Source organism: Staphylococcus sp. GDY8P67P, assembly GCF_017892545.1.
Taxonomy (GTDB): domain Bacteria; phylum Bacillota; class Bacilli; order Staphylococcales; family Staphylococcaceae; genus Staphylococcus; species Staphylococcus ureilyticus.
Genome location: NZ_JAESLH010000023.1, coordinates 1 through 12,482 on the forward strand (window position 1 = coordinate 1; position 12,482 = coordinate 12,482).

10 protein-coding genes and 26 tRNA genes are annotated in these 12,482 nt (G+C 34.3%); 35 read left to right on the forward strand and 1 reads right to left on the reverse strand.

Annotated elements, in window-relative coordinates; genetic code table 11:
• The first annotated feature begins 27 nt into the window (after positions 1-27).
• From KA833_RS09670 to fumC, 35 genes are all read left to right on the forward strand, one after another.
• Positions 28-103: transfer RNA gene (locus tag KA833_RS09670), tRNA-Val, on the forward strand.
• Positions 104-112: 9 nt separating this feature from the next.
• A tRNA-Thr gene (locus KA833_RS09675) sits at positions 113-188 on the forward strand.
• A gap of 6 nt (positions 189-194) precedes the next feature.
• A tRNA-Lys gene (locus tag KA833_RS09680) sits at positions 195-270 on the forward strand.
• A gap of 13 nt (positions 271-283) precedes the next feature.
• Positions 284-365 (forward strand) — tRNA-Leu (locus tag KA833_RS09685).
• 3 nt (positions 366-368) lie between these two features.
• Positions 369-443: transfer RNA gene (locus tag KA833_RS09690), tRNA-Gly, on the forward strand.
• 7 nt (positions 444-450) lie between these two features.
• Positions 451-539 (forward strand) — tRNA-Leu (locus KA833_RS09695).
• A gap of 12 nt (positions 540-551) precedes the next feature.
• Positions 552-625: transfer RNA gene (locus tag KA833_RS09700), tRNA-Arg, on the forward strand.
• A 29-nt stretch (positions 626-654) separates the two neighbouring features.
• Positions 655-728, forward strand: a tRNA-Pro gene (locus tag KA833_RS09705).
• Between the two features lie 27 nt (positions 729-755).
• Positions 756-831 (forward strand) — tRNA-Ala (locus KA833_RS09710).
• Between the two features lie 28 nt (positions 832-859).
• Positions 860-933, forward strand: a tRNA-Met gene (locus KA833_RS09715).
• Between the two features lie 26 nt (positions 934-959).
• Positions 960-1,033 (forward strand) — tRNA-Ile (locus tag KA833_RS09720).
• Between the two features lie 9 nt (positions 1,034-1,042).
• Positions 1,043-1,135 (forward strand) — tRNA-Ser (locus KA833_RS09725).
• Positions 1,136-1,174: 39 nt separating this feature from the next.
• Positions 1,175-1,267, forward strand: a tRNA-Ser gene (locus KA833_RS09730).
• A gap of 13 nt (positions 1,268-1,280) precedes the next feature.
• A tRNA-Met gene (locus KA833_RS09735) sits at positions 1,281-1,354 on the forward strand.
• Between the two features lie 11 nt (positions 1,355-1,365).
• Positions 1,366-1,441: transfer RNA gene (locus KA833_RS09740), tRNA-Asp, on the forward strand.
• 16 nt (positions 1,442-1,457) lie between these two features.
• Positions 1,458-1,530 (forward strand) — tRNA-Phe (locus tag KA833_RS09745).
• Between the two features lie 10 nt (positions 1,531-1,540).
• Positions 1,541-1,616, forward strand: a tRNA-Thr gene (locus tag KA833_RS09750).
• 7 nt (positions 1,617-1,623) lie between these two features.
• A tRNA-Tyr gene (locus tag KA833_RS09755) sits at positions 1,624-1,707 on the forward strand.
• Between the two features lie 11 nt (positions 1,708-1,718).
• Positions 1,719-1,792 (forward strand) — tRNA-Trp (locus KA833_RS09760).
• Positions 1,793-1,794: 2 nt separating this feature from the next.
• Positions 1,795-1,867, forward strand: a tRNA-His gene (locus tag KA833_RS09765).
• A gap of 12 nt (positions 1,868-1,879) precedes the next feature.
• A tRNA-Gln gene (locus KA833_RS09770) sits at positions 1,880-1,951 on the forward strand.
• 7 nt (positions 1,952-1,958) lie between these two features.
• Positions 1,959-2,032, forward strand: a tRNA-Cys gene (locus KA833_RS09775).
• Positions 2,033-2,040: 8 nt separating this feature from the next.
• A tRNA-Gly gene (locus tag KA833_RS09780) sits at positions 2,041-2,115 on the forward strand.
• Positions 2,116-2,131: 16 nt separating this feature from the next.
• A tRNA-Gly gene (locus tag KA833_RS09785) sits at positions 2,132-2,206 on the forward strand.
• Between the two features lie 15 nt (positions 2,207-2,221).
• Positions 2,222-2,296, forward strand: a tRNA-Gly gene (locus tag KA833_RS09790).
• 41 nt (positions 2,297-2,337) lie between these two features.
• Positions 2,338-2,420, forward strand: a tRNA-Leu gene (locus tag KA833_RS09795).
• Between the two features lie 224 nt (positions 2,421-2,644).
• Positions 2,645-3,712 (forward strand): PTS sugar transporter subunit IIC, encoded by a 1,068-nt coding sequence (locus KA833_RS09800; protein ID WP_046207642.1) that lies wholly within the window; start codon positions 2,645-2,647, stop codon positions 3,710-3,712.
• A 322-nt stretch (positions 3,713-4,034) separates the two neighbouring features.
• On the forward strand, positions 4,035-5,498 hold the full coding sequence (locus KA833_RS09805; RefSeq protein ID WP_046207641.1) for an ABC transporter substrate-binding protein/permease: 1,464 nt from the start codon (positions 4,035-4,037) through the stop codon (positions 5,496-5,498).
• Entirely contained in the window at positions 5,491-6,213 is a 723-nt protein-coding gene (locus tag KA833_RS09810; RefSeq protein ID WP_046207640.1) for an amino acid ABC transporter ATP-binding protein, read from the forward strand. Before KA833_RS09805 ends, KA833_RS09810 begins: the two co-directional genes overlap by 8 nt.
• Positions 6,214-6,368: 155 nt before the next feature.
• Positions 6,369-7,496 carry a tRNA epoxyqueuosine(34) reductase QueG gene (gene queG, locus KA833_RS09815; RefSeq protein ID WP_046207639.1) on the forward strand — a complete coding sequence of 376 codons (1,128 nt, stop codon included), beginning with the start codon at positions 6,369-6,371 and terminating at the stop codon, positions 7,494-7,496.
• Positions 7,497-7,501: 5 nt separating this feature from the next.
• On the forward strand, positions 7,502-7,972 hold the full coding sequence (gene trmL / locus KA833_RS09820; protein ID WP_046207638.1) for a tRNA (uridine(34)/cytosine(34)/5-carboxymethylaminomethyluridine(34)-2'-O)-methyltransferase TrmL: 471 nt from the start codon (positions 7,502-7,504) through the stop codon (positions 7,970-7,972).
• Between the two features lie 180 nt (positions 7,973-8,152).
• Positions 8,153-8,752, forward strand: a complete 600-nt coding sequence (locus KA833_RS09825; RefSeq protein WP_046207637.1) for a sugar phosphate isomerase family — start codon at positions 8,153-8,155, stop codon at positions 8,750-8,752.
• A 24-nt stretch (positions 8,753-8,776) separates the two neighbouring features.
• Positions 8,777-8,962, forward strand: coding sequence for an SAS053 family DNA gyrase inhibitor (locus KA833_RS09830; protein ID WP_046207636.1), 186 nt, complete (start codon positions 8,777-8,779; stop codon positions 8,960-8,962).
• A 291-nt stretch (positions 8,963-9,253) separates the two neighbouring features.
• Positions 9,254-9,664: a hypothetical protein gene (locus KA833_RS09835; RefSeq protein WP_210128401.1), complete on the forward strand. Its 411-nt coding sequence runs from the start codon at positions 9,254-9,256 to the stop codon at positions 9,662-9,664.
• Positions 9,665-9,867: 203 nt separating this feature from the next.
• The gene (gene fumC, locus KA833_RS09840) at positions 9,868-11,253 is read left to right on the forward strand and encodes a class II fumarate hydratase (protein WP_070658779.1); all 1,386 of its coding nucleotides are present in this window, start codon (positions 9,868-9,870) and stop codon (positions 11,251-11,253) included.
• 387 nt (positions 11,254-11,640) lie between these two features.
• Here the strand turns inward: fumC and KA833_RS09845 are convergent, their stop codons facing one another.
• The gene (locus KA833_RS09845; protein ID WP_046207633.1) at positions 11,641-12,468 is read right to left on the reverse strand and encodes an RluA family pseudouridine synthase; all 828 of its coding nucleotides are present in this window, start codon (positions 12,466-12,468) and stop codon (positions 11,641-11,643) included.
• Positions 12,469-12,482 lie beyond the last annotated feature (14 nt).

Consider the following 12,482-nt stretch of genomic DNA (forward strand, 5'->3'; position numbering starts at 1 on the left):
GTAGGACGTTGCCAGGCAAATATAAACGGAGGATTAGCTCAGCTGGGAGAGCATCTGCCTTACAAGCAGAGGGTCGGCGGTTCGAACCCGTCATCCTCCACCATTTTAATTTGCCGGCCTAGCTCAACTGGTAGAGCAACTGACTTGTAATCAGTAGGTTGGGGGTTCAAGTCCTCTGGCCGGCACCATCTTTAGAGCCATTAGCTCAGTTGGTAGAGCATCTGACTTTTAATCAGAGGGTCAGAGGTTCGAATCCTCTATGGCTCACCATTAATCAAATAACGCGGGTGTGGCGGAATTGGCAGACGCACTAGACTTAGGATCTAGCGCCTTACGGCGTGGGGGTTCGACTCCCTTCACCCGCATTTGCAGAAGTAGTTCAGCGGTAGAATACGACCTTGCCAAGGTCGGGGTCGCGGGTTCGAATCCCGTCTTCTGCTCCATTATTTTGCCGGGGTGGCGGAACTGGCAGACGCACAGGACTTAAAATCCTGCGATGAGAGATCATCGTACCGGTTCGATTCCGGTCCTCGGCACCATCTTTGAATTAAGCGCCCGTAGCTCAACTGGATAGAGTGCTTGACTACGGATCAAGAGGTTATGGGTTCGACTCCTATCGGGCGCGTAATTTAGATTGCTTCATCCTATGAAAAACGGGAAGTAGCTCAGCTTGGTAGAGCACTTGGTTTGGGACCAAGGGGTCGTAGGTTCGAATCCTGTCTTCCCGATATCTACTAAAATTCATTTTACTAAATGGGGGCTTAGCTCAGCTGGGAGAGCGCCTGCTTTGCACGCAGGAGGTCAGCGGTTCGATCCCGCTAGTCTCCACCATATTTATTGATACAAACTAAATTACAACGGCGGTGTAGCTCAGCTGGCTAGAGCGTACGGTTCATACCCGTGAGGTCGTGGGTTCGATTCCCTCCACCGCCACTATTGTTAGTTGTAAATTATACTCTGGACCTTTAGCTCAGTTGGTCAGAGCTAACGGCTCATAACCGTTCGGTCGCAGGTTCGAATCCTGCAAGGTCCATATAATTTTGGAGGAATACCCAAGTCCGGCTGAAGGGATCGGTCTTGAAAACCGACAGGGGCTTAACGGCCCGCGGGGGTTCGAATCCCTCTTCCTCCGCCATTTTAAAACAATTTAATAGTATAATTATCGCATATTTTTGGAGGAATACCCAAGTCTGGCTGAAGGGATCGGTCTTGAAAACCGACAGGAGCTTAACGGCTCGCGGGGGTTCGAATCCCTCTTCCTCCGCCATTAATATCATTATCGCGGGATGGAGCAGTTCGGTAGCTCGTCGGGCTCATAACCCGAAGGTCGGTGGTTCGAATCCGCCTCCCGCAATTACATAATTTGGTCTCGTAGTGTAGCGGTTAACACGCCTGCCTGTCACGCAGGAGATCGCGGGTTCGATTCCCGTCGAGACCGCCATTATTTTTAACATTATGGTTCAATAGCTCAGTTGGTAGAGCAATGGATTGAAGCTCCATGTGTCGGCAGTTCGACTCTGTCTTGAACCATTTTATACAAGCCGGCCTAGCTCAACTGGTAGAGCAACTGACTTGTAATCAGTAGGTTGGGGGTTCAAGTCCTCTGGCCGGCACCATTTTCATGGAGGGGTAGCGAAGTGGCTAAACGCGGCGGACTGTAAATCCGCTCCTTCGGGTTCGGCAGTTCGAATCTGCCCCCCTCCACCATTCAATTTAATAGGGGCATAGTTCAACGGTAGAATAAAGGTCTCCAAAACCTTCGATGTGGGTTCGATTCCTACTGCCCCTGCCATGGCGGTTGTGGCGAAGTGGTTAACGCATCGGATTGTGGTTCCGACACGCGTGGGTTCGATTCCCATCAACCGCCCTTATTGATTAATGGGCTATAGCCAAGCGGTAAGGCAACGGACTTTGACTCCGTCACGCGCTGGTTCGAATCCAGCTAGCCCAGTTTTATTGGCGGCATAGCCAAGTGGTAAGGCAGAGGTCTGCAAAACCTTTATCACCGGTTCAAATCCGGTTGCCGCCTCCATGAATTATGCGGGAGTAGTTCAATTTCTAGAACACATTCCTTCCCGGAATGAGATATAGGTGCAAGTCCTATCTTCCGCTCCATTTAATTTAATATTATGCGGGAGTAGTTTAACTCTTAGAACACATTCCTTCCCGGAATGAGATATAGGTGTAAGTCCTATCTTCCGCTCCATTTAATTTATATTATGCGGGAGTAGTTTAACTCTTAGAACACATTCCTTCCCGGAATGAGATATAGGTGTAAGTCCTATCTTCCGCTCCATTATCACTTCCTGGTTGGAAGTTTTTTGTTTATAATATTGAGCCAGCGTGGCGGAATTGGCAGACGCGCGGGACTCAAAATCCCGTTCCTTTTTGGAGTGTCGGTTCGATCCCGACCGCTGGTATAATTACTGTCTAATTAGAGAGAAAATATCTTAGAAATCCCATATTTATGGGGTTTCTTTTTTTTATGATTTTAAATTTATATGATTTATTTTGAATACTGGTAGCTAGGTGTATATGCAGAAATTTAATGATTATATCTTAGTTTATAACTTTAAACTTAATATTGTACTTTAGTCGAAAATATAATATTATTAGTCTAATGTTATATTTGGAGGATACAAGAATGGTAAAATCAGGCACAGCTAAAATTACAGGGAAATCATTTTTTGGTAATATTTTACAAGCTGTTGGAGCAGGTGTAGTCATTGCATTAATACCTAATGCATTATTAGGTGAATTATTAAAATTTTTTAAAGAAGGTAACCAATTATTAGAGACTGTTTATCAGTTAGTAGTTTTAATCCAATCATTTATGGCATTTATTATTGGTGTTTTAGCAGCACATCAGTTTAAATTTAATGGGGCTGGTGCCACTATGATAGGTGTTTCCGCTATGATAGGTAGTGGTGCTGTTAAAATGACTGAAGGTGGATTTTTGCTTAATGGTACTGGTGATATCATAAATACTATTTTAGTTGTAGTGATAGCTTGTACTTTGTATTTGTTATTACAAAATAAATTAGGATCACTGGAAATGATTCTATTACCTGTTATTATTCCAGTTTTAAGTGGTGTTATAGGCTTGTTTACATTAGGTTATGTGACAAATGTTACTAAAGGAATCGGTCATATAGTAAATGCCTTTACAGAATTAAATCCATTAATGATGTCAATATTGATTTGTGTTACATATGCGTTGTTAATGGTTACACCAATATCTGTAGTTGCTATAGCAACGGCAATCAGTTTATCAGGTTTAGGTAGTGGTGCAGCTAATATGGGTATTGTAGCAGCTTGTGTGACATTTTTATTTGGTTCAATTAGAGTTAATGGGGCCGGAGTCAATTTAGTATTGATAATTGGTGCTGCTAAGATGATGATACCTGTTTATTTTAAGCATTTAATTATTGCAATACCGTTAATAATTAATGGAGTGATTGGCGGTTTAATCGCTTACTTTATTGGCATTAAAGGTACACCAATGTCTGCTGGTTTTGGTTATACAGGATTAGTTGGGCCGATTAATGCATTTAATCGAATGGATGGAGATCCTAACATGAATATTATTTTATTAGTATTTGGATATTTTATAATACCATTTGTTTCTGCATTCTTTGTGCATGAAATTTGTAAAAAAATGATGCGTAAATATACAGATGATATTTATAAGTTTGAGATCCCTAAACAATAATGAAATAACAAAATTTAATAGATCATAAGTTTTTGGATTTATTTGTTTTTTAGTATCATTATGTATGATTACAACAGGTATTTAACTTTAAACTGATATAAATAGTTGAAATCAAGACAATACTCAAGCACCTTCATTTTAAATGGAGGTGTTTTTTTAATATGCAGTGAATATTACTGTCATCTCACCATATCCCAAATACCATTTTATGTAATCACATTAACTAGAATTTTTAAAATTAAGAAAAATGACACATATCTCATATTGAATATTTTTGCGTTATTATGTATAATAATGAATATTATGGAAAGGGGATAAATAGATGAAACAAATATTGAAAGTAATTACCGTTTTTTCATTCCTTATAAGTACTTTAATTATTTACATAAATCCAGAAGTAAATGCTAATGAAAAAGACCAATGGCAAAAAATTAAAGAACGTGGTGAATTGCGTGTTGGTTTATCAGCTGATTATGCACCTTATGAGTTTGAACATAATGTTAATGGTAAATCAAAGTATGCAGGTATTGATATTGATATCGCAAAAAAGATTGCGAAAGATAATCATTTAAAACTGAAAATTGTAAATATGCAATTTGATAGTTTATTAGGAGCGATTCAAACTGGTAAGATTGATATCATTATCTCAGGAATGACACCGACACCTGAACGTTTAAAAGAAGTAGATTTTTCAAAACCTTATATGACAGTCGACCAAAAAATGATTATTAAAAAGTCAGAAACTGATCGTTTTAAAACAATAGAAGATTTTGCGAATAAAAAAATCGGTGTACAAAAACAAACACAGCAAGAAAAAATAGCACAAACTGAAATAGATAATGCACAAATTCAATCTTTAACGCGTGTACCTGAAGTTATAATGTCGTTAAAAAGCGGAAAAGTTAATGGAATGGTGATTGAAGGTCCTGTTGCAGAAGCATATTTAAAACAAAATAAAGATTTAACTTTTGCTAATGATGTTAAATTCAATGAAGGTAGAAAGGAAACGGCAATTGCCTTACCTAAAAATTCTCCAATACTCATGGAGAAATTAAATACTTCAATCAAAGATGTTAAAAATAAAAATTTGCTAGAAGATTATAAAGCGTCAGCTGCTGATGCAATGCAAAAAGATGACGGTAATTTCTTTACAAAATATGGTAATTTTTTCCTAAAAGGAATTAAAAACACAATTTTAATTTCTATAGTTGGTGTTGTTTTAGGAGCTGTATTTGGTGCATTGATTGCATTATTAAAACTAAGTCAAATTAAAATATTGAGATGGATTTCTTCAGCTTATATCGAATTTTTAAGAGGCACTCCTTTATTAGTACAGGTTTTCTTAGTTTATTTTGGTACTACAGCAGTATTAGGTCTAGATATCTCAGCTTTAATATGTGGTATGATAGCACTTGTTATAAATTGTTCAGCATATATTGCTGAAATAATAAGAGCTGGTATAAATGCAGTTGATAAAGGGCAAACTGAAGCCGCAAGAAGTTTAGGTCTTACTTATGGTCAGACAATGAAATCGGTTATTTTGCCACAAGCAGTAAAAAACATATTACCGGCTTTAGGTAATGAATTTGTCACTGTGATAAAAGAATCGTCAATTGTATCTGTCATAGGCGTTAGTGAAATAATGTTTAACGCACAAGTTGTACAGGGAGCATCATTTGATCCATTCACACCGCTTATTGTAGCAGCAATTTTATACTTTATACTTACATTTACTTTATCGAGAGTGATGTATTTCTTCGAAGGGAGATTGAAAGTTAGTGATTAATATTAAAAATTTATATAAATCGTTTGGAAAAAATGAAGTTTTAAAGGGAATTAATCTAACTGTGGATAAAGGTGATGTTGTTGCTATAATAGGTCCTTCAGGTAGTGGTAAAAGTACGCTTTTACGCTGTATGAACCTGCTCGAAACACCTACAAGTGGGGAAGTAGTATTTAAAGAGCAAAGTTTAACAAATGAAAAAACTAAATTAGAAGCATTAAGACAACAGATGGGTATGGTTTTCCAAAATTTTAATTTGTTTCCACATAAAAAAGTTATAGATAATATTATATTGGCGCCGAGTTTATTAAAAAAGGGAAGTCAAAATGAATTGAAAAAAGAAGCAATGGATTTGTTGAAAAAGGTTGGATTGGAAGATAAAGCTAATGCATATCCATCTCAATTATCCGGTGGACAAAAACAAAGAGTTGCGATTGCTAGGGCTTTAGCAATGAATCCAGAAGTACTTCTATTTGATGAACCTACTTCAGCATTAGATCCTGAAGTGGTTGGAGATGTTTTAGAAGTAATGAAAGCTTTAGCTAAAGAGGGTATGACTATGGTAGTTGTAACACACGAAATGAATTTCGCTAAAGATGTGAGTGATAAGGTTGTGTTTATGGCAGATGGTGTCATTGTAGAATCAGGGACACCACAAAATATTTTTGAACAGCCGCAACATGATAGAACTAAAAACTTTTTAGCACGTGTTTTATAGTTACAAAATGGACCAAGATGTTATGAAAATGGATTATAGTTATTCATTCATAGCATCTTGGTTTTTTTATATAAAAATTTGAATTCTCGAATTCTCTTATTAATAATGAATGTGTTAAACTAAAGAATGTATGTTTTTAAGGTGGGGTGTAAAAAATGAATATAAATCAATTGAAACAAGATGTTATAGACTATGCACATTCAATTGGTATTGATAGTATTGGTTTTACTACTGCTGACCCATTTGATGAATTAAAACAAAAATTAGTTGATTATCATGAAAAGGGCTATGCTTCAGGATTTGAAGAACCAGACATTGGATTACGTACTGAACCCAAATTAACATTACCTACTGCAAGATCTATCATTGCCATTGCTGTTGGTTATCCTAATAAATTGAAGGGTGCACCTAGAAGTGTGCGTGGAGACAGAAGAGGTATGTTTGCTAGGGCATCTTGGGGTCAAGATTATCATTCAATCATGAGAAAACGTTTAGATAAATTAGCTGAGTATTTAGAGACTAGAGTACCAGATGTAGAAATTAAATCAATGGTTGATACAGGTGTGTTGTCAGACCGAGCTGTAGCAGAACGTGCAGGATTAGGTTATGTAGGTAGAAATGGATTTGTTATAAATCCAGATCTCGGAACATGGACTTATCTAGGTGAAATGTTAGTAAGTGTTCCTTTTCCTCCTGATGATCCAATCATTGATAGTTGCGGAGATTGTACAATATGTGTTGATCGATGTCCAACAGGGGCCCTAGTAGGAGATGGCCAACTAAATAGTCAAAAATGTATTAGCTTTTTAACACAAACAAAAGGTTATCTACAAGATGAATATCGATATAAAATAGGTAATCGTCTCTATGGCTGTGATACATGTCAACAAGTCTGCCCAAGAAATCGTGGTATCAATACACAGCATGATGATATTGTATTAGAGCCAGAAATATTAAAACCAAGGTTAGTACCACTATTACAAATGAGCAATAAGGAATTTAAAAATACTTATGGTCATTTAGCGGGCGCATGGAGAGGTAAAAAACCAATTCAAAGAAACGCAATTCTAGCATTAGCACATTTTAAAGAAGAAACTGCGATACCTGAATTACAAGAAGTCGCATTGAATGATCCAAGACCGATGATTAGAGCTACTGCTTTTTGGGCAATTGGACAAATTCAAGGAGAGCAAGCAAGATCATTTATTGAATCACACTACGAGAGTGAATTAGAGGAAGTCCAACATGAGATGATAAAAGGACTAAATATGAGGAGAGAATAAAAAGCATGACCAACCACATTGTATTATTTCAACCACAGATACCTGGAAATACTGGCAGTATCGCTAGAACTTGTGCTGGCACTTACACACATTTACATCTTATAAAACCATTAGGATTTAGTACAGATGACAAAATGCTGAAAAGAGCAGGATTAGATTATTGGGATGCAGTAAATATCAATTATTATGAAAATATAGAATCGTTTTTTGAAACTACGGAAGGTAAATATTATTTATTAACTAAGTTTGGAGAAAAAACTTATTCTGATTTTGATTTTACTAATGAAGATGAAAATCATTATTTTATTTTTGGTAGAGAAACGACAGGCTTACCTGATTGGGTAAAGGACAAATATAAAGATACAGCTTTAAGAATTCCCATGAATGATAATATAAGATCATTAAATTTATCCAATACTGCTTCTTTACTTATTTATGAAGCATTGAGACAACAAAATTTCCCAAATTTACATTAAAATCTATATTAATCAATGAAAAACGACTTTGACATTTGTATAATATAGTTAAAGCTAAAAGTGAGTATTTGAAAATTTAGTTGATTATTAAAATTAAGTAGTTTATGAAGATAGCTTCAAGGGTATTATTATAAATAATGCTAGAACGCGTCTTAAAAGATTAAGAGGAGTGTAATAACTATGGCAATGAACTTTAAAGTTTTAGAAAACGAAAAAAGTGTAGCAGAATATGCTGCAGATATTTTAAGAAAACAGTTTAACAATAATCCAACTACGATAGCAGGTATCCATTTATCTAATGATAATGCACCAGTATTAGATGAATTAAAGAAAAATGTAGATGATCATGCAGTAGATTTCAGTCAAATTAATATATTAGATTATGATAGCAATAAATCATATTATGAAGCGTTAGGCGTACCAGAAGGCCAAATATATGGTGTTTCATATGGTCAAGATACGGAGTCATTTATAAGTGATAAAATCAAAACTAAAGAAAATAAAGGTAAATTGATTACACAAATACTTTCAATTGATACAAATGGTAGACTTAATGTAAGTATTAATCATGGTCTATTTTCTGCAAGAGAAGTAATTTTAGTGATTACTGGTAGTGAGAAAAAAGATGTTGTGCATAAATTATATGAAGAAAATGGTAAAACTTCTTTTGAACCATCTGATTTAAAAGCACATCGCATGGTGAATGTTATTTTAGATGAGGCTGCTGCTGAGGGTCTTCCTGAAGATGTTCGTCACTATTTCACTGCACGTTTCGCATAAAATTCAAAATGTGAGGTGTAACCAATGACTAATGATAATGTAAATAAAAAGTCTACCAACCATGATGCAGAACCACAAAATGAAATGGTTGATGATTTTGAAGATATTGTAGAATTGGGCAAAGAAATGGAACAAATTTCAGAAGAAAATGATGAAGATAAATTAGATAAATCACATGATTCTAACGTACGTTCAGATTTAGATAATTAAGTTAGTGAGTTTATTTAGTAAGTGAAAAAATTGAAATAAAGTTTAAATTGTTAGTCAATACGTGTGATTTACATTAAAAATTATTAATTCGTTTATAAATACATGGAAGCGTGTAAGTGTTGATCAAATATTAATATTTGATGTCTTACTCGCTTCTATTTTTTTTATAAATGTAATCAATTTGCCACGTTATTAGTATGTGGTTATATGAATATTAAAAAAACAATGCCAACATAAATTTGATTATGTTATTATTAAGTCATTATTTGAATTTAAGGAGTTATCATTAATATGTTAAGTAACTATTGGAAATATCTCATGATATGTGCGGTAATTGTAAATTTAATTTCTATAAAAGGATTTCCTATGTCCATTGGTGCAATATATTTACCAATCTTATTTAAAATTATTCAATTACAAATCAACTTGTCACATGGTCTCGTAGATAAAGTCAATGCTTCTACATTTGTAAAAAGTAATCAAACTGGAATCATTATTAGTGTATTGTGTTGTATTGTTATAACAGTATTATTATTTAAACCGCTTGGTGATTTTTATAATAGTTTAACTGGGTTTTTAGGACTTCTTATCACAGTTAGTCCTGTAACAATGATTATTGGTGCAATACTTTTAATTTTAACTGCAATAGGTATAATACAAGCAGCAAAGATGAAATTTAATGATGTAACAATTACAAAATAATAATGAATGATGTTTAAAAACCAGAGACTAAAATTAGTTTCTGGTTTTATTAATAGTTAGTAATTAATTGTTTGAATGTACAAATCAAAGTTAATAATCAGACATTTTTCAATGGAATGAAAACGCTATATTAAAGAGATTGCCCAGTTAAATTAATTAATGCTATACTAAAGTTAAATACATATTGAAGGGGAGATTTTTAAATGTCAGTTAGAATTGAACATGATACATTTGGTGAAATTGAAGTACCTGCAGATAAATACTGGGGTGCACAAACAGAAAGAAGTAAACGAAACTTTCCTGTTGGCAAAGAACAAATGCCAATTGAAGTTGTTTATGGATTTGCTCAATTAAAAAGAGGGGCAGCATTAGCCAATCATGAATTAGGAAAACTAAGTGACGCAAAAAAAGATGCTATTGTGCATGCATGTGATCGTATCTTAAACAAAGAATTAGATGAACACTTCCCATTAGTCGTTTGGCAAACTGGAAGCGGTACACAAAGTAATATGAACGTCAACGAAGTAGTGAGTTATGTTGCGAACATGTATCTCAAAGAGCAAGGTAGCGATGAATCAATACATCCAAATGATGATGTGAATAAATCTCAAAGTTCAAATGATACTTTCCCAACTGCGATGCATGTTGCACTATATAATGAAATTGAGGTAAAACTTGAACCGGCATTAAAATCATTACGTGATACTTTTAAAGAAAAAGAAGAAAAGTTTAATGAAATTATTAAAATAGGGCGTACTCATTTACAGGATGCTACACCTATTCGTTTAGGCCAAGAAATAAGTGGATGGCGTTATATGTTAGATAAATGTGAAACATTACTTAGTGAATCAAAAGCCCATATTTTAAATTTAGCAATCGGTGGTACTGCAGTAGGTACCGGTATCAATGCGCACCCAGAATTTGGTGATAAAGTTGCTAAATTTATTTCAAAAAATACAGGGTATCCATTTGTATCATCTGAAAATAAATTTCACGCATTAACTGCACATGATGAAGTCGTTCAATTACATGGTTCACTCAAAGCATTAGCTACTGACTTAATGAAAATTGCAAATGATGTGAGATGGTTAGCGTCTGGACCACGTGCTGGACTTGCTGAAATTTCTATACCAGAAAACGAACCTGGTTCATCTATCATGCCTGGTAAAGTCAACCCAACACAATGTGAAATGTTGACGATGGTTGCAGTTCAAGTTATGGGAAATGACACAGTGGTTGGCATAGGTAGTTCACAAGGGAATTTTGAATTAAATGTCTATAAACCTGTTATTTTGCATAATACATTGCAGTCTATATACTTATTAGCAGATGGCATGCAAACATTTAATGATAATTGTGCAGTAGGCATAGAACCAATTGAAGAAAACATTGATAATTATTTAAATCAATCACTAATGTTAGTAACAGCTTTAAATCCTCATATTGGTTATGAAAAAGCTGCTAGCATAGCTAAAAAAGCCCACCGTGAAGGTTTAACATTAAAAGAGTCGGCTGTTCAATCTGGATATTTAACTGAGGAACAGTTTAATGAGTGGATTAAACCTGAAGATATGGTTGAACCTAAGTAATTTTAAAAAATAAAGGAATATCAATATCTTTGATTAACGAAGAAACGTCAATTTCTATTGAAATTGACGTTTCTTCATTTATAAAAGTTTTCAATTACGCTAAACTATTTTTTATATTTATTAGCACCATTATAGAATTACATTTTTTGTTTACTTCTAAGTTAGAGTTAATAATATTAGGGTTTAAGTTATCATTTCCTAAATATAATCAAAAACTGATTAATAGTTTAAAGTTTACCAATTCTGTTTAAGTCTTCAGCTAATATGATATCGGTCTTCTTATTGAAAGAATGCGTAAGTGTCTACATTTATTGTGACTCCTATTAACAACAATGTTGTGTGTACGATAAAATCTATAAAAAGAATTAAAAATGTAACGTTACATTTTTAGATTTCATCATCTAAACTAACTGAAATTTTTTCTTGTGTTAAAGGATGAATAAATTCTATTTTGTAACTATTTAATTGTAGTTGTCTTAACGTCGAATCACCATATAATGGGTCACCGATAACTGGATGTCCAATTTCTGCTAAATGTACACGTATTTGGTGTGTTCTACCCGTATCTAATTTCAAATCGACTTCACATACATTTTCTTTAACCATGCGAGAAGTTAAAATATGTGTAATGGCAGATTGACCTGTAGTAGACACTCGGCGCTTATTCGAGTGAAATTTATCTTTACCTATAGGTGCATCGATGGTTTGTGGTTTTATTGGTAATAAACTATGTACGTTTGCCTTATAGATACGATCAATTTTATTTTCCTCTAACATACGGTCGAGGATTTTTTTCATTAAAGGATTTTTGGCAACTATTAAAAGACCAACTGTCTCTTGATCTAAGCGATGTATTGGTTCTACATAATCACTTTTAATGGTATATATCACATGATTCATTAATGTATTACTTTCTTTTAAATCATTGGGATGCGTTTTAACCCCTTTAGGCTTCATAACGATGGCTAGATCATTGTCTTCATAATAAATTTGTGCAAATCGATAGCTTGGTAAATAATTACTCTTTTCATCTGGTGTAGGAATATAAACATGGTCGCCGGTATGTACTTGTGACGTAAGTTTTGCATTTTTATCATTGACTTTAATCTCTTTTGACATATTTAAATTGTGTAAATCTTTTTTTGGCAATTGTAATTGCTGGAAAATTTCTCTTAGTGTTAATGCATTATAATTTTCTGGGATTTGAAATTTCATAATATCCTCCTCTT

Coding starts and splice junctions, on each gene's coding strand:
- trmL (WP_046207638.1), top strand. CDS start 7,502: ATGACCAACCACATTGTATTATTTCAACCACAGATACCTGGAAATACT.
- KA833_RS09845 (WP_046207633.1), bottom strand. CDS start 12,468: ATGAAATTTCAAATCCCAGAAAATTATAATGCATTAACACTAAGAGAA.
- KA833_RS09830 (WP_046207636.1), top strand. CDS start 8,777: ATGACTAATGATAATGTAAATAAAAAGTCTACCAACCATGATGCAGAA.
- KA833_RS09825 (WP_046207637.1), top strand. CDS start 8,153: ATGGCAATGAACTTTAAAGTTTTAGAAAACGAAAAAAGTGTAGCAGAA.
- fumC (WP_070658779.1), top strand. CDS start 9,868: ATGTCAGTTAGAATTGAACATGATACATTTGGTGAAATTGAAGTACCT.
- KA833_RS09800 (WP_046207642.1), top strand. CDS start 2,645: ATGGTAAAATCAGGCACAGCTAAAATTACAGGGAAATCATTTTTTGGT.
- KA833_RS09835 (WP_210128401.1), top strand. CDS start 9,254: ATGTTAAGTAACTATTGGAAATATCTCATGATATGTGCGGTAATTGTA.
- KA833_RS09805 (WP_046207641.1), top strand. CDS start 4,035: ATGAAACAAATATTGAAAGTAATTACCGTTTTTTCATTCCTTATAAGT.
- queG (WP_046207639.1), top strand. CDS start 6,369: ATGAATATAAATCAATTGAAACAAGATGTTATAGACTATGCACATTCA.